This is a genomic window from Nocardia vinacea NBRC 16497, from assembly GCF_000308835.1.
Taxonomy (GTDB): domain Bacteria; phylum Actinomycetota; class Actinomycetes; order Mycobacteriales; family Mycobacteriaceae; genus Nocardia; species Nocardia vinacea.
This window is the reverse complement of record NZ_BAGN01000182.1, coordinates 166908-189217: the sequence shown is the minus strand read 5'-3', so window position 1 is coordinate 189217 and position 22310 is coordinate 166908. Positions and strand designations below refer to the sequence as shown.

Annotated in this window: 20 protein-coding genes; 5 read left to right on the top strand and 15 right to left on the bottom strand. The window is 65.3% G+C overall.

The genetic code is table 11. The features are described from left to right. Positions 1-132: 132 nt before the first annotated feature. From ON44_RS25525 to ON44_RS25515, 3 genes are read right to left on the bottom strand one after another with little or no spacing between them, the layout of a single operon-like run. Positions 133-1014, bottom strand: coding sequence for an ABC transporter ATP-binding protein (locus ON44_RS25525; protein ID WP_083898143.1), 882 nt, complete (start codon positions 1012-1014; stop codon positions 133-135). Then, a complete protein-coding gene (locus ON44_RS25520) occupies positions 1011-2060 on the bottom strand; it encodes a FecCD family ABC transporter permease (RefSeq protein WP_083898142.1) in 1050 nt (349 codons plus the stop codon). The genes ON44_RS25525 and ON44_RS25520 overlap by 4 nt, the downstream gene beginning before the upstream one ends. Next, positions 2057-3160, bottom strand: a complete 1104-nt coding sequence (locus ON44_RS25515) for an ABC transporter substrate-binding protein (protein ID WP_245567330.1) — start codon at positions 3158-3160, stop codon at positions 2057-2059. The genes ON44_RS25520 and ON44_RS25515 overlap by 4 nt, the downstream gene beginning before the upstream one ends. A gap of 145 nt (positions 3161-3305) precedes the next feature. Between ON44_RS25515 and ON44_RS25510 the strand changes: the two genes are divergently transcribed. Beyond that, positions 3306-3767, top strand: coding sequence for an STAS domain-containing protein (locus ON44_RS25510; protein WP_083898141.1), 462 nt, complete (start codon positions 3306-3308; stop codon positions 3765-3767). 12 nt (positions 3768-3779) lie between these two features. On the opposite strand, the gene ON44_RS25505 is transcribed toward ON44_RS25510, so the two are convergent. The 7 genes from ON44_RS25505 to ON44_RS25475 form a co-directional block, all read right to left on the bottom strand. Then, positions 3780-5066, bottom strand: coding sequence for a DoxX family protein (locus ON44_RS25505; protein ID WP_040694496.1), 1287 nt, complete (start codon positions 5064-5066; stop codon positions 3780-3782). Positions 5067-5142: 76 nt separating this feature from the next. After that, entirely contained in the window at positions 5143-6006 is an 864-nt protein-coding gene (locus tag ON44_RS25500) for an alpha/beta fold hydrolase (protein ID WP_040694493.1), read from the bottom strand. Positions 6007-6117: 111 nt separating this feature from the next. After that, positions 6118-7860 (bottom strand): N-acyl-D-amino-acid deacylase family protein, encoded by a 1743-nt coding sequence (locus ON44_RS25495; RefSeq protein ID WP_040694491.1) that lies wholly within the window; start codon positions 7858-7860, stop codon positions 6118-6120. A 4-nt stretch (positions 7861-7864) separates the two neighbouring features. Then, positions 7865-9544, bottom strand: coding sequence for a steroid-24-oyl-CoA synthetase (gene casG, locus ON44_RS25490; protein WP_040694486.1), 1680 nt, complete (start codon positions 9542-9544; stop codon positions 7865-7867). 19 nt (positions 9545-9563) lie between these two features. Then, entirely contained in the window at positions 9564-10604 is a 1041-nt protein-coding gene (locus ON44_RS25485; protein ID WP_040694484.1) for an NAD(P)-dependent alcohol dehydrogenase, read from the bottom strand. Further along, positions 10604-11743 (bottom strand): EstA family serine hydrolase, encoded by a 1140-nt coding sequence (locus ON44_RS25480; RefSeq protein ID WP_040694481.1) that lies wholly within the window; start codon positions 11741-11743, stop codon positions 10604-10606. Before ON44_RS25480 ends, ON44_RS25485 begins: the two co-directional genes overlap by 1 nt. Positions 11744-11753: 10 nt before the next feature. Beyond that, positions 11754-13121, bottom strand: coding sequence for a flavin-containing monooxygenase (locus tag ON44_RS25475; protein ID WP_245567329.1), 1368 nt, complete (start codon positions 13119-13121; stop codon positions 11754-11756). Between the two features lie 154 nt (positions 13122-13275). Here ON44_RS25475 and ON44_RS25470 point away from each other — a divergent pair, with 154 nt between their 5' ends. Then, positions 13276-13896 carry a TetR/AcrR family transcriptional regulator gene (locus ON44_RS25470; protein WP_040694478.1) on the top strand — a complete coding sequence of 207 codons (621 nt, stop codon included), beginning with the start codon at positions 13276-13278 and terminating at the stop codon, positions 13894-13896. On the opposite strand, the gene ON44_RS25465 is transcribed toward ON44_RS25470, so the two are convergent. The 4 genes from ON44_RS25465 to galK all read right to left on the bottom strand — a co-directional run bounded on the left by ON44_RS25465 (position 13893) and on the right by galK (position 18418). Next, a complete protein-coding gene (locus ON44_RS25465) occupies positions 13893-15122 on the bottom strand; it encodes an epoxide hydrolase family protein (protein WP_040694472.1) in 1230 nt (409 codons plus the stop codon). The genes ON44_RS25470 and ON44_RS25465 overlap by 4 nt on opposite strands. A 70-nt stretch (positions 15123-15192) precedes the next feature. Beyond that, the gene (locus ON44_RS25460) at positions 15193-15444 is read right to left on the bottom strand and encodes a hypothetical protein (RefSeq protein WP_040694470.1); all 252 of its coding nucleotides are present in this window, start codon (positions 15442-15444) and stop codon (positions 15193-15195) included. 12 nt (positions 15445-15456) lie between these two features. Next, positions 15457-17163, bottom strand: coding sequence for a sodium:solute symporter family protein (locus ON44_RS25455; RefSeq protein ID WP_040694699.1), 1707 nt, complete (start codon positions 17161-17163; stop codon positions 15457-15459). Between the two features lie 139 nt (positions 17164-17302). Continuing rightward, positions 17303-18418, bottom strand: coding sequence for a galactokinase (gene galK / locus ON44_RS25450; protein WP_083898138.1), 1116 nt, complete (start codon positions 18416-18418; stop codon positions 17303-17305). A 194-nt stretch (positions 18419-18612) separates the two neighbouring features. Between galK and ON44_RS25445 the strand changes: the two genes are divergently transcribed. The 3 genes from ON44_RS25445 to ON44_RS25435 are packed head-to-tail and all read left to right on the top strand — an operon-like array spanning position 18613 to position 21397. Then, positions 18613-19203, top strand: coding sequence for a pyruvoyl-dependent arginine decarboxylase (locus tag ON44_RS25445; protein ID WP_245567328.1), 591 nt, complete (start codon positions 18613-18615; stop codon positions 19201-19203). A gap of 59 nt (positions 19204-19262) precedes the next feature. Further along, complete coding sequence (locus tag ON44_RS25440; RefSeq protein WP_245567327.1) at positions 19263-19826, top strand: polysaccharide deacetylase family protein; 564 nt, start codon at positions 19263-19265, stop codon at positions 19824-19826. Further along, positions 19826-21397 carry a GGDEF domain-containing protein gene (locus tag ON44_RS25435; RefSeq protein WP_083898136.1) on the top strand — a complete coding sequence of 524 codons (1572 nt, stop codon included), beginning with the start codon at positions 19826-19828 and terminating at the stop codon, positions 21395-21397. Before ON44_RS25440 ends, ON44_RS25435 begins: the two co-directional genes overlap by 1 nt. Here the strand turns inward: ON44_RS25435 and ON44_RS25430 are convergent. Then, positions 21394-22068 carry a DUF6319 family protein gene (locus tag ON44_RS25430; RefSeq protein ID WP_245567336.1) on the bottom strand — a complete coding sequence of 225 codons (675 nt, stop codon included), beginning with the start codon at positions 22066-22068 and terminating at the stop codon, positions 21394-21396. The genes ON44_RS25435 and ON44_RS25430 overlap by 4 nt on opposite strands. Positions 22069-22310: the final 242 nt, after the last annotated feature.

The window sequence follows — 22310 nt, the reverse complement described above, 5'->3', positions numbered from 1 at the left end:
CGGCTGACTTCCGGCTTCCGCTGACTATGAATCTCCAGCGGGGAGCGGCTGTGCAGCCGGCGGCTAAAGGCTTTGCGGCGTAGCGCAATCGGATTGCCGGTAAAGTGGGAACGGCTGACTTCGGGCTTCCGGTCAGTACGAATCCATACCGGGAGTGGCTGCTTGGCGAGCGGCCAAAGGCTCTGCGGCGTAGCGTAATCGGACAACGCCGTCATCGTGTAGCTCGGCAGTGGCATTGACACCGAAGACGTTCCGCAGCAGCTCGGGGGTCATGACCTCGAGCACCGCACCCGCCGCGACGACCTTGCCGTGGTCGAGCACGACCAGCTGATCGCAGCAGCGCACCGCCAGATCCAATTCATGCAGCACGGCCAGCGTCGTGATGCCGGTCGAGCGGACCAGATCGAGCAGTTCGAATCGGGCGCGCACGTCGAGATGGTTGGTCAGTTCGTCGAGGACGAGCAGGCGCGGTTGCTGTGCGAGTGCCCTGGCCAGCAGCACTCGCTGACGCTCACCACCCGATAGCGAGCCGATCGGACGTTCGGCGTAGTCGGTGACACCGGTGCGCGCCATGGCATCCGCGACCGCCGCATGATCGGCGGCGGTATCCCGGCTGAACAGCGCATGATGCGGATTACGACCGAGCCCGATCAGCTCGGCAACCGTCAATTCCGGTGCGCCCGACCCATTCTGGAGCACCGCAGCCGTGGTGCGCGCCGCCGTACGCACCGACATCGCACTGATATCGGTGCCGTCGATCAGCACCATGCCCTGCTCCGGCCGCAGCGAGCGATAGATGGTGCGCAACAGCGTCGTCTTACCGCTCCCATTCGGCCCCACCACCCCGACGAACGCCCCTGGCGGCGCCTGCAACGTCACCCCATCCAGCACCTGCGCGCCCCCGAATGCGATCGTCACCCCCACCACCGACAACTCGGCTATTCCGGCACCCTGTGTCTCCACCGGGCACCCAGTGCGCGGGGTGCCCGGTGTATGGGCGGGGTGCCCGGTCATGCGGGGCCTCCTTCGCGCCGGAGTAGCCAGAGGAAGAACGGCGCGCCGAAGGCGGCGGTGAAGATGCCGAGCGGAAGTTCGTTGGGGGCGTCGATGGTTCGCGACAGCAGGTCGACCAGGACCAGGTATGCCGCGCCGAGCAGAGCGGCAAGGGGGAGTACCCGACGGTGGTCCATGCCGAAGGCCAGACGTATCAGATGCGGAATCATCAAGCCTACGAAGCCGATTCCGCCTGCCACCGCGATCAGCACGCCGGTCAACAGGGAGGCCAGGACCAGCAGGATGATCCGGGTGGTGCGAACGTCGACGCCGAGCGCGGTCGCCTGTTCATCGCCGGTGCCGAGCACATTGAGGCGACGGCCGAAGGCCAGCACGACGGTCACGACCACGAGGATTACCAGCGTCACCGGTCCGAGTCGGGACCAACTCGCGCCGGAGACACTGCCCATGGTCCAGAACATCACCGCGCGAAGCTCGTTCGGGGTGGCACGCAGCTGGAGGTAGTTCGTCGCCGCCAGCAATAGGTATCCGACGGCGACACCGGCCAGCACCAGGCGGGTCGGAGCCAGGCTGCCGCGCCGCTGTCCGAGCGCGAAAACCACTGCGGCTGTGCCGATTGCGCCGATGAAAGCGGCGGCCGAAACGCCGATACCGCCGAGTGCCGCACCCGCGGTGACGATTACGGTCACCGCACCGAGCGAGGCGCCGGAGGACAAACCGAGCACATACGGGTCGGCGAGGGAATTATTCACCAGCGCTTGCAGAATTACGCCCGAAATCGCCAGGCCGCAGCCGCAGAGTGCGGCGAGGATGACCCGGGGCAGGCGATAGTTCCAGACGATCTGGTCGACGGTGAACCCGACATCCGGTGACCTGTTGGATAAGTGGGCGAGGATGACTCGGCAGGTATCGGCGATCGAGACCGTGACCGATCCCGCGCCGATGGACACCAGCATGACAACGAACAGAATTGCCAGCGAGACGGCAATCGCGATGGGCAGGGGTGTCGTCGCCGATGACCGTGGCCGTCGAAGCGTACTCGTCATGAGAACTGTTCGGGGTGTACGAGTCTGGCGATCTTGTCGACCGCGATGGCATTGCTCGGACCGAGGTAGATCGAATCCGAGAGCACCGTGTAGTTGGTGTGCTTGCTCGCGTTCCACTGCGGGAACTGCTCCAGGATCCGCTTGGCCGCGCCATCGATATCGGGATTGCGGTAGTCGACCACGATGAGCCCGTCGATCGGGGTGACGGCCAGCTGTTCCTTGCTGATCGTCACGAAAGTGGTCCCGTCCGTGCGGTTGAACGGATTCACCGCATCGGCCTTGTCGATAATGTCGTTCCAGATGCCGCCCGCCGCAATGGCCGAAAAGTCGCCCCCATCGCCCATACCCATCCCCGGGAAGATGAGCAACACATTCTTCTTGGGCTGTCCGGCCACCCGTGCGGACGTCTCGGCGACCTTGCGCTCGGTGTCTTCGATGAGCCTTTCGGCACGGCCGGATACATCGAAGATCGTGCCGAAATCACGCAGCATGGCGTAGCTGTCCTCGATGGTAGGCGTGCCGGTGAGCGCGCCGGTCACACCGCAATTGGCCCGGGGCACATAGGTATTGGCACCCGCACTGGACAGCTCGGCGCGGGTGGCGAAACCCTGATCGGCGGAGAACCCGCCACCTCCGGTGGAGATGACGAGATCGGCATGCTGGGCGAGCATGGCCTCGCGGGGGATGTCCTGCAGGTTGTTCGGCGTGATACCGCCGGTCGGCAGGGCCGCGATGGCATCGGCGCGACCGGACACATCGGAGGAGCCGTAAGACTGGGCATTGGCGACGACACGGTCCGCGACACCGAGCGCGACCAGCGACGAAACCTCGCCGATCGAACCGCCGTTCATCACCACGACCCGCTTCGGTGTCTCGGTGAAGGTGTAGCTCTTACCGCAGTTCTCCACGGTGACGGGATATTTCGTGACGCCATCGGTCGCGGCGGCAGGTGCGGTGGTCGCGGATTCGGTGACTGTGGTCGAACATCCGGTGACAGCGATGGTGCCAGCGGCCATGGCCAGCACCGCTGCACGTTTCATGGGCATCCCGGTGCGCTCGCCGGTTTCGGTGGAGCGCATCCGCAGTGCTGTGTACTGCATGAATACTTAGTCGTACGGTGCCGCGCCTTGGTTCCCGGAAATTTTTCGCATCCGTTACCGTGTGACGCGCAGGATCCCTGTACAGACCCGGCCGACCCTGCTTGACTTGTGTGACAGGGTCCGACCGGACCGCAGGAGCCAGCGCATGTCGACCCATTTCGCTTATCCGGCAGGTAGACCCGCTGACCGTGACAAAACGGGACACGGTGAGCGCGTCGATATTTCGACCGTGCCCGGAGCTCGAATCATCCAATTCACAGTGAGCCATCCGCGTGGCGATGTCACGCTGGTGGTCGTCGCGGGCGAGGTCGATCTGTGGACCGCGCCGCGACTACGGGACAAACTATTGCGCGCCTTCGGTTCTCGGGGCTCGATCATGGTCGTCGACCTGTCCCCGGTCACCTTCTTCGCCGCCGCCGGACTGGCGACCCTGATCGAGGCTCAGGCGGCGGCCGAAAAGGCCGACCGCCGAATGGTTTTGATCACCACGGTGCGCTGTGTCGATCGGGCCATCGAGCTCACCGGACTCGCCACGAACTTCCGCCGCGTCGGCTCCTTGGCCGCGGCGCTCGCGGACCCCACACCGGGATGTGCCGCCCCGGTGTAGGGTCCGCGTGATTCAGCGGAACCGCGCCTCCACGCGGGCACGCGCGTTCGCGATCCGTTCCTGTGCCAGTGCCGCCCGCTCCTCAGCCTTGTCGAGACGGCGCAGGGCCCTGTCGACCCGCGGCTGTGCCTTCTTCGCACGGCGCTCCGCCTTCTTGGCCAACCGTGCGCCGCGCTTCTGCGCCTTTTTCGAGAGTTCGGCACGGCGTACGCGTGCGGTCGAGGCGAGTTCCGGCCCGCGTTCCCTGGCGAGTTCGGCGATCTCGGCGGCGCGGTGCTGGGCCATTTCGGCGATCTCGGCACCGCGGTGCTGGGCTATTTCCGCGATCTCGGTGCCGCGGTGCTGGGCTATTTCGGCGAGGTGCGCGCCGCGTTCCCGTGCGGTCGAGGCGATTCCGGGCCCGCGTTCCTTGGCGAGCTCCGTGAGCTCGATGCCGCGGTGCTGGGCCTTCTCGGCCCACCGTGCGCTACGTTTCTGTGCTTTGCCCGTGAGTTCGGTGCCGCGTTCGCGTGCGGTCGAAGTGAGTTCCGGGCCGCGTTCCTTGGCGAGCTCCGCGAGGTGCACACTGCGCTCCCGCGCCGCCGCAGCGATTTCCGGCCCGCGCTCCTTGGCGAGCTCCGCGAGTTCCGCCGCCTTCTCGGCCCACTTCGTACCGCGTTCCTTGGCCAGCTCGGCCCATTCCGGACCGTGTTCCTTGACCGTCTCCGCGATATCGGACCCCCGCTCCTGCGCGACATCGCCGAGTTCGCGAGCCCGCACCGCGGCATCGTGCGCACGGCGGCGCAATGCGTCGCCGGTGGCCGAATCCGTTGCGGTGAACGGCAATGCGGCCGAAACCGCCGCGGTGGCATTGCTCGCGGCACGTCGCCCCCGCCAGCCGAGTGACGGCCTGCCCTCGGTATCCGCGCTGGCGATCATCAGACCGCCGAGCAGACTCACATCCTTGAGGAAGGCTTTGCGCTTGGCCGCCTTGCGTTCGGGATCCTTCTCCGCCCAGAAATCCTGTTCGGTGACCGTCGCGGGAATCACCGTCGCGGCCAGTGTGAGCGAGGCCAGGCGCGGAAACTTACCGAGGGCAAGCAGCACACCGGCCGAGACCTGGGTGAGCGCATTGATCCGCACGAACGTCCCCGGATCCGATGGCAATTTCGCGGCGATATTGTCGGGCAGCGACTGCTGTCCCTGCTGGACCAGGGCCGATGCCGCTTGGGTGCGCGGCTCGGGGTGGACCAGCGCGTCGACCCCATCGGCGACGAACGCGCTCGCCAGCAGTGGTCGGGCAAATCGGCGTAGCAACATAACGTCCCTTTCCTCGATGGCTGAGGTTCGGGTAACCGCGTTCGGCGCCGTCAAACAACAAGATCAACACCCGGAATCAAGGTTTGACCGGGTGTTCCGTCACGCCGAACGGCCGTACCTCCGGACTGGACAGAAAGGTGGTGATGATGTTCGTTACGGTCTCTGGATCCTCCACCATAGGCAGGTGACCGCATTCCGTGAGCCGAATTCGGGTGTGCGGATGCAGTGTGTCGTCGAGTCGGGCGCCGGCGCGGGCCGACAGGATGCGGTTCTGCTCGCCCCAGATGGTGCAGATCGGCGGGAATCCGGGGCCGGGGGTGAAAACATCGAGGTCGGCATAGGTCGGGAAGTCCTGCACCAGGCCGTGCAGCGCCTGCAACCGGCCCTTATCGCCCCAATGCGCCATGAGACGCGGCGAGTGGTGTAGATCGCGCCGCCGCCCGTTCGCGCCGAGTTGGTCGGCGACGATCCGGGAGATCACCGCATCCGGCAGCGCCACCCTGCGGGCCACCGGCGCCAGCGGGAGTCTGGCATCGACCCAGGCCAGTCCGGACTGGCGTCCGGCGCGCATGGTGTTCCAGGTCAGGGGGTTGCACAGCACCACAGCGCGCACGTTGTCCGGATGCGTCATCGTGTAGCGCAGTGAGGTGGCGGCCCCCAGGCAGTTGCCGATCAGCACGACATCGGTGAGTTCCTGTTCGGCCAGGAAGGTCTCGAGCATGCTCACGTAATCGGCGAGGCGATAGCCGTCCGCGGGTTGGTCGGATTCGCCGTAACCGGGCAGATCCAGCGCGAATACCTCGTGCTCGTGCCGCAATTCGCCGACCTGGTCGTCCCAGATGTGGCGCTGGGCGCCCGCATTGTGCAGCAGGATGACCGGTGCGCCGCTGCCGATGCGGTCATAGACAACATCCCGACCGCGATGCGTGAAGATCGCCACGTCGCCTCCTTGCGAGTGGATAGGCGAACACCTGTGTTCGCCACTAACGCTCAAGGTAGCGGGTATCCGGCCGCGAAGCGAATTGTCCAGCGGGCGGTCGGTACGGCCACGTCAGGCGCCCGCCCGGAGGAAGCGACCCGTGCGGCGGACACCGAGGACCGGTTCCGCCACGCCCCCGCCGAAGACATACTCCCCGCCGACGAGCACCGCGACCACCGTCGCGTCATTGCGGTTGACCATGCGCGACAGGTTGTCGAATACGGCGATCGGGGCTTCGGCGTACGCCTCGACGGTCTCGTCCAGCTGGGCAGGATCGATCACGACCAGATCGGCGCGGTCGCCGGGACGCAGGTGGCCCGCGTCGATGCCGTACCAGTCAGCGAGTTCACCGGTGATGCGATGCACCGCACGTTCGAGGGACAGGAATGGCCGGCCGGCGCGCTCGGCGTCGTACACCCTGCGCAGGAACCGCAGTCCGAAGTTGTAGAAGGCCATATTCCGCAGATGCGCGCCCGCATCCGAGAAGCCGAGTTGCACACCGGGATCGGCGGCAAATTTGTCGAGCACCTGCGGCCGATGATTGGAAATGGTTGTGCGCCAACGCACTTTGCCACCGTATTCGACGACCAGGTCCAGGAATGCGTCCACCGGATGCAGGCCACCGCGATCCTGCCCGACCTGACCGAAGGTCTTGCCGATCACCGCAGCGTCCGGGCATTCCACGATTTCGGCGTCGAAGAAATCGCGATGCCACACCCGCGGCCCGAACTTCTTGTCGTAATCCTTGCGGAACCGGCGTCGATAACCTTCGTCGCGCAGTAGCTCCCGGCGCTGCTCCAACTGGTTGGACAGGTGCAGTGCCGCCGCGCCCGAGCCGAATTCCTCGAAAACCGGCAGATCGATACCGTCGGAGTAGACCTCGAACGGCACAGGCAGATGCTGCCAGCGGAAGTCGCCGCCCAGCCGATCGATCACCCGCGCAATCAACGGAAAGATCTGGGCGACAGCGGGAATCGCCTTGATATCGGCCGCGGACAGCAGGCTGACCTTGAGCGGTTTGCGGAAGATGCCGAGGCTGCTCGCCGCCATCGCGACGAGACTTTGCGGCCGGGCCACATCCGGACCGCCCTGTAGTGCGCGGCCGCGACGCCGCAGGATGGCATTCAGCCTGCGACGTTCTCGGGTGGTCGCATAGGTCGAGGGCAGGGTGCGTGATCGGCAGACCTCACCGTCGAGCTTGTCGAAGAGCAACTGTTGGGAGGACATGCCGACGAAACCCGCATCCAACGCCTCATCGAGTTTCGCTGCCATGGCGGCCAATTCGGCATCTGTCGGCCGAATCTCCTTGCGGGTGGCGCGATCCAGTCCCATCTCGGCGGCCCGGATATCGGAATGTCCGATGAAGGCGGCCAGGTTCGGTCCGAGCGGGAGCGCCTCCAGCGCCTCGACATATTCGTGCGCCGAAGTCCAGGACTTGATTTCGGTCATTGCCGCGATCACGTGTTTGCGCGGAATGGCCTCCACCCGGCCGAACAGATCACCGGCGTCCGAGGCATCGACGTGCACCGTCGACAGCGAGCACGACCCGAGCAGCACGGTGGTGATGCCGTGCCGGATGGATTCGGCCAGCGCCGGACTCTGTAGCACCTCGACGTCGTAGTGGGTGTGGATATCGATCATGCCGGGTATCACCCATTTCCCGGCGGCATCGATGACCTGCGGGCAGTCGGCCTCGTCGAGCGGTTCGGCCGAAACTGTGGCTATCGAACCTTCCCGAATTCCGAGATGGCGGATGGCCGACGGTGAGCCGGTGCCGTCGAACCACCGTCCGCCTTTGATAATCGTGTCGTACATGACTTCACTCCGCTGCGGAGTCGGATAGGGTCTCGGCGATCCCGGCGCGCACGACCTTGCCGGTCGCATTGCGGGTCAGGGGCGTTGTGGTGATTCGCCACTTTGCGGGCACCTTGTAGTACGCGATGCGCTGCTTCGCAAATTCGGCCAGTTCCTGTTCCGTTGTGGTGGAAGCATTCTCGACGACAACCAGTGCCGCGACCACCTGGCCGAGATCCTCATCGGGCAGCCCGACGACGGCTGATTCGCGCACCGCGGGATGTTCGTCCAGGCACTGCTCGACCTCGGTCGGGTAGACATTCTCGCCACCGCGCAGGATGAGATCAGAACGCCTGCCGGACAATCGGAGTCGGCCCTGCTCCAGGACACCGATATCGCCGGTGCGCAACCAGCGCTCGGAGGTGATCGCAGCTGCGGTTGCGGCCTCGTCTGCCCAATAGCCGAGCATCACATAGGGGCTGCGCACCCAGATCTCACCCTCGACGCCCTCGCCGACGGGTTCGCCGAGCGCATCGCGGATCTGCAGGTCGACCCCGATCACCGGGCGGCCGACGGTATCCGGGAAGGCAGCGAGTTCGGCCGGTGCGGCAATGGTCGCCGCGGTACTGCACTCGGTCATGCCGTAGCTGGTCACCAGCGCGGTCTTGGCAACCGGAAGTTGTTCGCGCAGTTGCTGTTGCAGTGCGGCCGAGGACGGCGCCGAGTTGAGCGAGAAGGCGGCCAGCGAGGTCAGATCGTACTTCGACAGATCCACTTCGAGCAGGCGACTCGCCATGGTCGGCATCGCACCCCAGTTGCTGATCCGCTCCCGTTCGATCAGCCGCAGTATCCGCTCGGCATCGAACGCGCCCTGGTAGATGACGGCGGTATCGCCGGTCACCATGCGCGGCAGCACCAGGTTGTGCAGGCTGGCGATGTGGAACAGCGGGGAGGTGAGCAGGAAGCGGCGCCCCTTCGGACTGCCGTCGTCGACGCGGCCCTGGAAGGCGGCGGCGAGTGCGTCGTTGAAACGGTGATAGTCGATGACCGCCACCAGGTTTCGATGCGAATGCACCGCACCCTTGGGGCGGCCGCTGGTGCCGCTGGTGTAGAGGATGACCGCGGGGTCGTCCTCGTCCACCGGAGTAGCTGGTAGCTCGCCGTCGCGGAATTCGGCGATCAGCGCGGGCAGGTCGTGCTCCATGGTGAGCACGGGGACCCGGACGTCCAGCTGCGCCACCTGTCCCGCGCGTTTCGCATCGACGATCAGGACCGCGGGGCTGGTGTGTTCCAGGCCGTAGGCGATTTCGCGCGGCATCCACCAGGCGTTGTAGCCGACCGCGATCGCACCGAGCGTCTGTGCGGCCCAGAACGCCACGACCCATTCGGGGGTGTTGGCCGCGAGAATGCCGATCCGATCGCCCTTTTGGACGCCGTATCGGTCCCGCAGCGCACGAGCCAACGCGCCGACCGCGGCAGCGTGCTCGGCATAGGACATTCGCCGATCCTCGGTGACCAGGTAGTCGCGATCACCCAGTGCGATCGAACCCGCGAGCACTTCGCGCAAAGAGTGGACCCGGTCCTTGATCACCGGAATCGGCGCGCCGAGTACATCTTCGACTGTCATCTCGAATGGCCCGCCGGGGCCGGTCAGCCGCGCCACGGCCTGTGCGGCCAATGCCTGTGGATCGAAAGGCTTTGTCATGGAAGGCTTCCTTATAGGTTCAGGGCACCAAAACGGCGCGGCCGGTGATGAGCCCGCGCTCCAGTCGGTCGAGGGCTGCGCGGCCGTCCGCCAGATCGAAGCGTTCGATTTCAACGGTGAGGCGGCCGGACTGGGCCAGGGCAACGGAGTTGATCAGGTCGGATTTGGTGCCGCCGTATGACTTTCGGATCGAAGCGCCCCACGGCCAGCCGGGACCGCCGGCCGGTCCAGCGGTGATTTCCGGTGCGCCGCCACCGAGTCCGATCATCCGGTACGCGCCATTGGGGGCAACCGATTCCACCGCCAGCCTGGCGGTCGCATCGACACCGACGAAGTCGAAGACCGCGTCGGCCCCGCGGCCGCCGGTGCGGTCCAGGATTTCGCGCGCGGTATCGGCACCGGCGAGCAGGCCCTCGGCCGCACCGCAGCGGGCGGCCAGAGCGAGTTTGTCCTCGTTCACATCAACGGCGATCACCCGCGTGGCGCTGATCGCGGTGAGGACCTGTACCGCGACATGGCCGAGTCCGCCGATGCCGATGACCACCGCGACCGAACCGGGGTACAACTGCTCTCGCGCGCCGTCGATGGCGTGATAGCTGGACAGGGCCGCATCGGCCAGCGGTGCCGCCTGCAGGAAATCCAGGTCCCCGATGGGTACGAAAGCGCTTGCGGGAATGCGGATGTACTCGGCCATGCCACCGTCCGGGCCGAGCCCCGGACACGGCGGCATGGCGGTACGTCCGGCGGCGAGACAGACATTCTCATTGCCGCTCACACACTCTCGGCAGACACCACAGGACCAGCACAGGTAGACGATCCCCCGCTCACCGACCGCCCGACCGTCGACATCGCCGCCGACCGCCTCGATGGTGCCCGCGATCTCATGCCCGAGCGTCAGCGGATCTTCGCGCATTTTGAACGGAATATGCAGCACATGCAGATCGGAATGGCAGATACCCGCCGCACCGACGCGCAGCAGCAGATCCGTCGGCCCGATCGCGGGCACCGCGACCTTGCGCAGTTCGAGCACACCGGGTTCGGTGAGCTGCAATGCTCGCATCATCCGCGCACCACCGAAAATACCGCGCGCAGATAGGCATTCGCACGATCGGAGCCGATGAGTCCCGGTGCCATCTTGTTCATGGTGTAGGCGAAGGTGACTCGATGATCGAGATCGTTGACCACGATGGCGCCGCCGAATCCGGCCCACCAGCAGACCTTCCCGTCGGGTACCTCCGGCGCGGTCTGCGATTGGGGGAGTCCGTAACCGAGACCGAAGCGCAGCGGCAGCAGCAGCGCCAGATCCGCACCGTCGGACTGCTGTTCGAAGATCAAATCGATTGTCTTCTCCGACAACAACCTTCGGCCACGCAGCTCGCCACCGCAGGCGACCAGCGACTGCACCGCCGCCACCGAGTGCGCATTGCCGTGCCCGTTCACCGCGCCGATCTCGGCCTGCCGCCATGCGGCACTATTGGCCTCCGGAATATCGAGCAGAGGACTGGTGAGCGTCTTGACCAGGATGCTGTCTTGATCGAGCGCGGCCATATCGAATTCCAGCAGCGGCGGCGGGACGAGTGGTGCGATGCGGTGATGATTTTCGGGTGCGGTGCCGATATGGAAATCGGCACCGAGCGGTCCGGCGAGTTCTTCGGCGAAGAAGTGGCCAAGAGTGCGGCCCGTAATTCGACGGATCACCTCGCCGACCAGATGCCCGTAGTTCAGCGCGTGATAGCCCGATGCGGTGCCCGGCTCCCACCACGGCGGCTGGGTCGCGAGCCGCGCGCTCGCCGCCTCGGCATCGTAGATATCGGCCAGCTCGATCGGCCGCTCCCAACCCGAGACTCCGGAGGTGTGGCCGAGCAGATGGCGAACCTCGATATCGCCCTTGCCATTCGCGGCGAATTCCGGCCAATAGTGCGCGACCTTCTGCTGCACATCCAGCTCGCCGCGGTCCACCAGCAGCAGCGCCGACAGCGCGGTCATGGTCTTGCTGATGGAGAAGACGTTGACCAGGGTGTCCTCGGTCCACGGCACGGTCTGCTCGAGATCGCGGTGCCCACCCCAGATATCGACGACCGGTTCGCCGTCGACGGTCACGCAGATCGATGCCCCGAGTTCCGCACCCGAGGCGATCTGGTCAGCCAATTCCTTTCGCACACCGGCGAATTCGTCGGCACAGAATCCTGATGTCGTCATCGGGTGGCCCTCACGCGTTCTCGAGTGCTCTGGCGGGCACCGGCAACGCATTGCCAGCGGCGGCGGCTCGCTTTGCCCCCCTTGCCATTTCCCGGTTCATATCGCGCACATAGGGCTCGAACTCGACCTGAATCGTATGCCGGGGCGAGTTGTAATACCGTCCGCTGCGGCGCTGTTCGGCCCCCTCGATCTCGGCATTCATCGCCGCCTCCGACGGCGGCAGGTACTTGCCCGTCAGATAGGCCGCGACCAACTTGCTCTGCTGTTCGGCGAAATTCACCAGCGTCGGCAGCGGTTGGGCCAGGCCGAGGTAGAACAGATTGTCCACACCCGGCTTCATCATCTGCTTGAACAGCGGGATGCGGTTCTGCTCGTCCGGCACCAGCGTCGGATCCGAGAAGAACGGGAAGCTGATGTGATAGCCGGTGGCGCAGACGATGACGTCCACCTCCTCGGTGCTGCCGTCGGCGAAGCGCACCTGCGGCCCCTCGAGCGCGGTAATGGCCGGTTTGAAGGCGATATCGCCGCAGCCCGCGCGATGCAGGAACTCTTCACTCGCCGACGGATGTGCCTCGAACGGTTTGTGATCCGGTTTCGGCAGTCCGTAGAACTCCATATCGCCGCGGAACTTGCGCACGAAGCGCTGCTTGAGCTTCAGGCTGACCTTGCGCGGAATCCACGGCGGCACACTCTGTTTGTCGCCGACCTTGCCGTTCACATACTTCGGCAGCACCCAGACCCCGCGGCGCGCGGAAACGGTGAGCTTCTCGGCGACGAAGCGCTGTGACAGTTCCGAGGCGATATCCAGACCGGAATTGCCCATGCCGACCACCACGACCTTCTTACCGCGCATATCCACCGGATCGAACGGATCGTTGTAGGCGTGACTGTGGATCAGCACGCCGTCGAATTCGCCCGGATAGTCCGGAACGCGCGGATCCCAGTGGTGGCCATTGCAGACGATCAGCACGTCGTAGGCCCGGGTGCGGCCATCGCTCGCGGTGACCAGCCAGCTGCCGTCGTCCTGCCGCTCGGCCGCGGTGACCTTGGTATCGAACAGGATCTTGTCGCGGAAGCCGAAATGGTCGACGTAATCCTTGAAGTACTGGAACAGTTGCGAATGGTGCGGGAAGTCCGGCCACTCCGCGGGCGCCGGATAGTCCTCGAAGGCGAGCCGGAACTTGCTGGTGTCGATATGCAGCGACTGGTAGCAGGCAGACATCCCATTGGGATTCTTGAAATACCAATTGCCGCCGACCTCATCGCTCGCCTCGAAGACCTCGAAGGGAATGTCGAAGTCCTGCAGGCGTTTTGCGGCGGTGATTCCGGAGGGGCCCGCGCCGATGACGCATACCCGGGGCAGATTGCTGTGAGTCAATTCCGTAGTCCTCGTCCGAAGGATTGCCGTCACGTGGGCGGCACCGGATCCGGTGCGGCGAACCATCCCGCGCCGCCTGCGGCACGTGGAGTGACGTAGGCAACAAATTAGCACTGACTAGACGCAGTGTCTAGTGAATGACAGGATGTCTACCATGCCGACCAAGTCGAACCCGCCCGGACTGAGCCTGCGCGACGAACAGAAGCTGCAGACCCGCGCCAGACTGATGGACGGCGCCAAGGCGCTGTTCACCGAACGGGGTTATGCGGCGGTCCGGGTCGACGACATCGCCGCCGCCGTCGGCTGCAGCCGCGCCACCTTCTACCTGCACTTCAGCAGCAAGCTCGAGATACTGCGCGCTATTGCCGAACAGAGCACCGCGCCGACCGCACTGCACTTCTACGAGGATTTGGACCGGGTACTCGACACCGGCTCCCGCGCGGAATTCGTGGACTGGGTGACCCGCGCCATCGCCTGGTTCCACGAATACAAGGACCTGCTGCCCGCCTGGGACGAGGCCACCGCACTGGAACCGGAATTCCGCGAAATCGCCCGCCGCGGCATCCTGGCTCTGCCCAATGCCATGACCTCCTACCTCGCCCGTTGGCCCGAAGACCGTCACGACGAGGCGCGCCTACGCGTCGAACTCCTTGTCGCCCAACTGGAACGCTTCTTCACCCGCTGGGCCATGCAGGGCACCATCGATGTCTCCGCCGACCAGGCCGCCGAAGTCCTCACCGACATCTGGTTCCCGGCTTTACAAGCCCCCGCCTAGCGGCGGCCGCGGAAGGTGCGGCGGAGGTCCCGAGTCCAGAGGTCCGGGATTTCCCAGGGGATGAAGTGGCCGCCTTGGTCGTGGGCGGTGAGATTGACGTGGTTGTACCAGGGGCCGCGGTCGCCGGCGCGGAAGTGCTCGACGCGGCCGGCGGTGGTGACGCCGGGTGGATTCTCGTAGCCGACGAAAGTGATACCGGTGGGGGCCTCGATGACGGGGTTGCGGTCGTGGGACGGGGTCCAGGGGTAGCGGTTGTTATTGGCGTAAGTGCGGATCGAGGTGCCGATGGAGTTGTTGGCCCAGTAGATCATCGCGTGGGTGAGCAGATCGTCCTTGGTGAAGACGGTTTCGATATCGCCGCCGTCGTCGCTCCATGCCATCCAGCGCTGGAGTATCCAGGCGAGCATGCCCGCGGGTGAATCGGAGAGGCCGAAGGCCAAGGTGCTCGGTTCGAGGACGTGCGCCGCGAGGTGGACGCCGAAACGGCGCTCCAGCTCGATGATTCGGTCGTAGACATCCTTGGGCAGGCCGTCCGGAATCGGACGCCCGCCGGTGATGTCCCAGCCTCGGTCACCCTCGAACAGCGTCAGCTTCTGGCCCGAACCGATGTGGATGGCGTACAGCTCATCGGCGTATTTGTGGCCGAGCTGACCGGTGACCAACGCGCCGACATCGCACCCCGCTGCGGCGTATTTCGGATAGCCGAGGGTTTCGGTCATGAGGGTGTGCCAGAGGTCGGCGACCTTCCAGAAGTTCATATCCGGATGCTTGGACAGCGGACTGGAGAAGCCGAAACCGGGGAAAGACGGCACGATCACATCGAAGGCGTCGGCGGGATCGCCACCGTACGCACCGGGATCGGCGAGCGGATCGATGACCTTGGACCAGTGCCAGAACGTCCACGGCCAGCCGTGGGTGAGGATCAGCGGTATCGGATTCGGGCCGACACCGGGTTTGCGCAGGAAATGCACCGGAACGCCATCGACGTCGACGAGGTAGTTGTCATAGGCGTTGATCGCGGCTTCGGCCCTGCGCCAGTCGTATTCGTGCTGCCAGTATTCGACGAGTTCTTGCAGGTAACCGCGGTCTACGCCGTAGTAGCGGTCGTCATTGCCCACATCCTCGGGCCAGCGCGTCAGCGCGAGCCGCTGCCGCAGATCGGCGAGCACCGCATCGGGTACGTGAATCGGTGTCGGCTCGAGCGGAAACGGGTCGGCGTGGCTCAAAGATCTCCCTACAATCGCTTCGCGAATCTCGGATGCCCGACCGTAGCACTGGCGAATCGCGAGCCCTGAGTCATGCCTCGGGAGGCGAATCCTCCTCGCTGGCAGGCACATCCTTGGTCGGCACCGCGACCGGCCGCAACAACACCCAGGCCAGGAAGGCAAGCGCCACCGCTCCCATACCGAGGCCGGCCCAGAGATTCACATTCACTCCGCCGGTCTTGGCCTCCTCGGCCGCGGTGTTGTGCACGAGCCCCGTCACGACCAAAACGACGGCATAACTGCCCAGCAGCGCGCCGACAATGGTGCGGATATCGAAAAGCATCGACCGGCCTCCTTATCCGACAATGATATTCAGTGCGATGACCAGCACCAGCGCGATCCCCGCGAGCAGCACCGGCCGCTGATACCACGGCAGACTGGCCTCGTCGGGATCGTGCCGGAGCTCCTTCGGCGTCTCCGAATACACCAGCCCGACCAGTTCGGCATCCGGCTTCGACTGCGTCACCTGGGTGACCGCCACGCTGACCACGATATCCACGACGAACGCCACACCGGCCGCGACGAAACTCGAACCCTGACCGGACAATTCGAAGACATCGGTCTTGTGCAGGATGAAAACCACAATGGCCGAGGCGGTTCCGCAGACCAGCCCCATCCAGCCCGCCGTCGGCGTCATCCGCTTCCAGAACATACCGAGAATGAAGGTCGCGAAAAGCGGTGCGTTGAAGAAGCTGAACAGCGTCTGCAGATAGTCCATCATATTGCTGAAATTGCCTGCGATGAACGCGGTTCCGATCGCCGCGACGGTCGCGCCGACCGTGGCGAGCCGACCGACGCTCAGGTAATACCCGTCCGGCCGATCCCGCCGCACATACTGCTGCCACAGGTCATAGCTGAACACCGTATTGAACGCGGAGATATTGGCTGCCATACCCGCCATGAATGCCGCGAGCAATCCGGCGAGCCCGACGCCGAGCAGCCCGTTCGGCAGCACATCCTTCATCAGATACAGCAGCGCCTGGTTATAGGTGACATCACCGGTGTAGTTCGGATCGGCCGTCACCGCCGCCTTGTACTCGCTCATCTGCGGTACCAGCACGGCGCTGATCATGCCGGGAATCACCACGATCAACGGAATGAACATCTTCGGATACGCGCCGATGATCGGGGTGCGCCGCGCGGCCGAAATGGAATGCGTCGCCAGTGCGCGCTGCACCTCGACGAAGTTGGTGGTCCAGTAGCCGAACGAGAGCACGAATCCGAGGCCGAAGACGATGCCGACCACCGAAAGGAAGTTATCGGAAAAACCGCTGAGCGCATTGCCCGGCCAGGATTCCATCTGCGCGCCACCGCCGGGGGATGCGGTCACCTTGTCCCGCAGCCCATCCCAGCCACCGGCCTTGTGCAGACCGACCAGCGTCAGCGGCAACAGCGCGGCGACGATCACGAAGAACTGCAACACCTCGTTGTAGATCGCCGCCGACAATCCGCCGAGGGTGATGTAGGAGAGCACGATCGCGGCGGCGACGATCACCGATACCCACAGCGGCCAGCCGAGCAGCACATTCAGAATCGAACCGAGCAGATACAGATTCACCCCGGCAATGAGCACCTGCGCGATCGCGAAGCTCAACGCGTTCACCAGATGTGCGCCGGTGCCGAAGCGCCGCCGCATGAATTCCGGCACACTGCGCACCTTGGAGCCGTAGTAGAACGGCATCATCACCACGCCGAGGAACAGCATGGCCGGCACCGCGCCGATCCAGAAGTAGTGGAAGGTGGGAAAGCCGTATTCGGCGCCATTGGCCGACATGCCCATGATCTCGACCGCGCCCAGATTGGCGGAGATGAAGGCGAGACCGGTCACCCAGGCGGGCAGCGATCGTCCGGACAGGAAGAAGTCGATACTCGACGAGATCCGCTGCCTGGCCAGTAGTCCGATGCCGATTACGAAGACGAAATACAGCGCTACCAGCGCATAGTCGACGGGCTGCGCGTCCAGGCGCAGTGTTGTCTCGGCTTGAACCGAGACGGCATCCAGCGCCGATGTGAAAACGGTCGAATCGGCAAGCGGCACAGCGTCGTCCCTCCAGGCGATGAAACCGGGCGTCTCGCGTTCTACTGTGCGTGATTGTGCCGTACGCGCGCGGTACATTCACGCACAAAAGTTGGACGGTTGCTCAAACGATGCGGTGCGCACCCGCACCGGGTACGACCACGAAGGTGCGCGGTGCCTCGAAACCCGATCGCGCGAACCGATCTCGCACCGCGTCCGTGACCGAGTCGGTGTTGTCTCGATCGACCAGCGCGATCACACTGCCGCCGAACCCGCCGCCGACCATGCGCGCGCCGTGTGCCCCGGCGTCGAGTGCGGCGGATACCGCGGCATCCAGTGCCGGTGTCGAAACCTCGAAATCATCGCGCAGCGACTCGTGCGCCGCGGTCAGGATCGGCCCGATCTCGCGCGGATCCGCACCACCCCGCAACTTTTCGGCAATCGTGAGCACTCGTGCATTCTCGGTCACCACATGTCGTGCCCGTCGCCGCAGCACCGCATCGCCGATGCGGTGCACAGCCGCCGCCGATTCGATATCGCGCAGCGCGGGTACGTCGAGTGCCGCGGCGGCCGCCTCGCATTGGGCGCGCCGGCGCGCGTAACCACCGTCGATCAGCGCGTGCGGCTGTCCGGTGTCGATCACCAACAGCTCCAGCCCGAACCGATCGAGATCGAACGGAATCTGTTCGTGCGCGACACCGTCGTGCGTGACCAATCGCCGCACATCCAGGAACAACGCATGCCCCGCCGTGCACAGAATCGATGCCGACTGATCGAGCAGTCCGGTCGGGACCCCGGCGTAGTCGTTCTCGGCCGCGCGGGCCAGGTCGATCAACTCCCGATCGGTGACGGTGGGCGCGAACAGATCTCGCAGCGCGACCGCCACCGCACACGACAGCGCCGCCGAGGAGGACAACCCGGCGCCGATCGGCACCGCACCGTCCAACTCCAGGCCGATGCCGTCATGCGCATATCCGCGCCGGGCGAATTCGGACACAACGCCCAGCGGATACCGCGACCATCCGGGCACCCGATCCCGTTCGGCGGCAAGCTCGCTCACCGCGACCAGCACCGTCTCACCCGGTCGCTGTCGCGAGACCACCCGGACCCCGCCGTCGGTTCGCGCTTCCGCCCGACACTCGACTACCAGCGGCAATGCGATGGGCAGCACGAAACCATCGTTGTAATCGGTGTGTTCACCGATGATGTTGACCCGCCCCGGCGCCACCCACTTCGGCACGAATTCCTCACTTCGTCGCGTTGCCAGTGCCCACGCATGTCATCCCAGCAACCTTGGGCACCACACCCTACGAGACACGCCGCCGGAGCATGTCTTTCACCCCTCGTGGATGCGTGATCGATCGTCTTGACGCACAGTCGGTTTTGACGCAATACCGGCCTAAATAATCCGGCCGATGGTTACGGGAGGGCATTATGATTCAGACAACCCCACGCGGCGGCCTACTCGGGCTGCAGTGGATCGATCGACTACTCCCGCCCATGGGCAGGCCGGAACGCGGCGATCAGCGTGACTCCGGAGCTCCACTGACGATCGAGATCGGCGCGGCGACGGGGGTCGGCCCGACGACTATGTCGGCCTTCGATGCGGCACTGCGTGACCTGGGAGTAGGTGATGCCAACTTGATCCGCCTGTCATCGGTCATTCCACCGCGCGCCGTTCTGGTCCGAAACGGTCGCGTCCGCAAGCCGATTCCCTGGGGTGATCGGCTCTACTGTGTCTACGCCGCGCAGCATGCGAATGCGGTGGGCGAGCGCGCGGGCGCGGGCATCGGCTGGGTGCTGCGCGACGATGGTTCCGGCGCCGGGCTTTTCGTCGAGCACGAGGCGGAGACGGCCGCGCAGGTCGCGACGCTGATTCGCGCGAGTTTGACCGATATGACCCGCAACCGGCCGGAACGTTTCGGCCCGATTCAACTCTGCACCACCGAGGCCCGCTCCGATGGCACGCCGACCTGCGCGCTGGTGCTCGCGGCGTACCACACGACACCGTGGGGTCGACAATGACAGCATTGCGCAGCGATTCCAGGGGGGCTGGTGGTCGGCCGGCGGGTGGGCGGCCTGAATTGAAGGTCACTATCGAATCGACCATTCCGGACGACCGGATCGACATGTTCCACCGGCTGTACGAGGAGGCCTTCGGCCCCTTGCGCACCAAGGCCATTGCCAGGCAGGTGCTGCATCGATCCGAATTCCGCGAGGAGATGATCGACCCGCGCGTTGCCAAACATGTCGCGCGCACCGCGACCGGCGAACCCATCGGCGTGACGACTTTGACCAAACATCTCGAGACCGTCCCGTGGATCAGTCCGGAGTATTTCGCCGCCCGTTATCCCGAACATGCGGCGCGCGATGCGATCTATTACGCGGGTTTCACCCTTGTTGCGCCAAGTGCCCGACAAGGGGCGGCGTTTCATGCCATGATCAAATCAGTTGTCCAGGTATTGGTGGCTGAGCGCGCGGCGGTCGGTTGGGACATCTGCTCGTACAACAACACTCGGTTTTCCTTCGCCGACAGCATTCGAGCGGTGCTCGATGAGCAGGAGGCGAACGTCGAAGTCGCGGTGGAGGATTCGCAGACCTACTACGCGGCGCGGTTCACTGGGGATGGAGCGACCAAGGGGGGCTGATGACCGTCCGCGAAGAGCAGCCGACCATCGTTCGGCACCGCCTCGAAATGCGGTGGTGCACAGTTCTTCTCGCGCTGACAGCAGTCGGTATCGCGGTGCTGCTCTGCATCGACCTCCGGCCGTTGTCGCTGCTTACCATGGCGGCCGTGGTGCTCGGCGCGCTCACCATGATCTGTATCGGCCTGCGGCGATATCGTCCCGAGCGGCCGGTGCCCTGGTATCTGCTCTCGGCCTCGGCCGTGCTGTTCGCGGTGGGTACGGCCATCCGCGAGGTAGACGGTCACGCGCTGCATCCGGTCGACGACCTGTTCACTCTCGCAGGCTATTTCGGTACCGGGGTGGCCGCGGCCCTGTGGTTGCGCCCGCGCCAGGCCCGGCCCAACTACGATCTGCTGCTCGACTCGGCGCTCATCGGACTCGGCGCACTGCTGGCCTCGTGGACCTTTCTGATCTCACCGATCCTGCAGTCGCACGACACCACCGCGAACACTGTGGTGGCCGCGACCTATCCGGTGCTCGACGCCCTGCTGCTGACCCTGGTCGCGCATTCGATGGCGACCGCGACCCGTTCGGAGACCTCGCTGCGCCTGTTGCACGTCGGGTTGATCGCCGTGCTGATCGGCGATTTCGGGTACAGCCTCGACGCCGTCGGTCGCGCACCCGTCATGCACGAGTTGCTGCTGGTGCCGCTGCTGGTGGCCTATCCGATCGTCGGTGTCGCCGCGCTGCATCCGACCATGGCGAGTCTCGGTGCGCCCCGGCACATCCACCCGCACCACTCGCGGCAGCGGGCCAGTTTCATCGCCGTCGCGTTGATCGTGGCCTCGCTGATTCCGGTGGTCGGATCCAGTCTGGACACCCTCGATCGGGTGGTGGTCTCGTCGCTGTGCGCGCTGCTGCTCATCGGTGTGTTGGTGCGCAGCGAGCGCGCGATTGTCCGCAGTGCGCGCAGTGAACGGCGTGCGCAGTACCAGGCCGATCACGATATGCTCACCGGCCTGCTGAACCGGTCCGCGCTGCTGCGCGCGCTGAATCGCAATCGGGAGCACTGGATCGAGCAGCCGCTGTGTCTGCTGTTCATCGATCTCGACGGCTTCAAGCTGGTCAATGACAGCTACGGCCACGCGGTCGGCGACGAGCTGATCGCGAACGCGGCATCCCGGATCCGGCACATCATTCGGCGCGACGATGTGGTGGCCCGCTACGGCGGCGACGAATTCGTTGTGCTCGCACCGCTGGATCGACAGGAGGCCGCCATGCTCGCGGAGCGACTACTCGGCGCCTTCGTTCGGCCGTTCGAGCTGAGCGCGGGCGAAATTCCGATCACCGCGAGTGTCGGCTTGGCGTGCAGCAGCCCACGCAGCTCCGACGACACCATCTACGACCTCATCCGGGACGCGGATTCGGCGATGTACCACGCGAAGGAGTACTCGCTCGGCTACGCCTTCCACGACGATCTGCGCCACGGTCCGGAACCGCGGCACAACACCGCCGACTCGGGACGCCGGATCTGGCGCCCGAGCGGCCGCTCCCATAACGCCAACGGAAAATCCGCCAGCACCGCGGTCTAGTCCGAGAGCTCGTCGAGCAGTCGCCGCGCTTCCTCTAACTCGGCCTGTAACTGCTGCACCTTGGACTCCTGAACGACCCGCGCCGCCTCCAGGATTCCGGCAACCACCTCGGCCACCTCCGGATGCAGCACCTTGGCCGCCTGCGCCACCGCGGAGCTGGTCACCGGCAGACCGCGCACGGACTTCTTCTTGCCGCTGACCACATCGACCGACCATTCGCCATCCGCGGTACCGGTAAGCGTCACGGTGACCTCCGGCGCCTTCGCCTTGCTCCGCGCGGCGGTCGCCTTCGCCGCGGGCTTCGCGGTGCCTGCGGGTGTCGCGGATTTGGCCGGTTCCGCCGCGGAGGCAACGGGTTTCGGGGTCGGGGCGGGCGGGGTTGGGCTCGGGGCCGGCCGGGGGGCCGGTGTCGCGGTGCTCGTCAAGGTCGACGGCTGGGTCACAGTGGATTCCTTCCTGGTTGTCGACTTCGGCTGGGCAGAGCTTGTGGTTGCCGCCTTATCCCGCGGCGGTTTGGTCAACGTGACTTCGGTCGGAGAAAAGGACAGTACATCCTTCGATCCGGTCGGCTTGACCCGCAGGAAGTCGCTCTCGGATCGATCACCGATCTCGACCACCTTGCCGGACCGTCCCTCCGGCACGCCCACCGCGGCCGCGGTGAACCACACCATCGGCGGGCGGCCGCCGGCGATGTCCGTGGCGATCTGCTGAATCTCAGTGTCCGACAACGGCTGTGGTTTTGTTCGTGGGGACGGCATGGTGGCACTCCGAGCGGTATTCGTGGATGGCTGCGTGCACAGATGATGCCGCACGCCACCGACAGATTCACAGCCACCACCGAATCCGCCCGGGATCAGCCAAGTTTCCGTATCCCAGCGAACGTGCAGCAACGGTACTGCCGCGCGTATTCGGA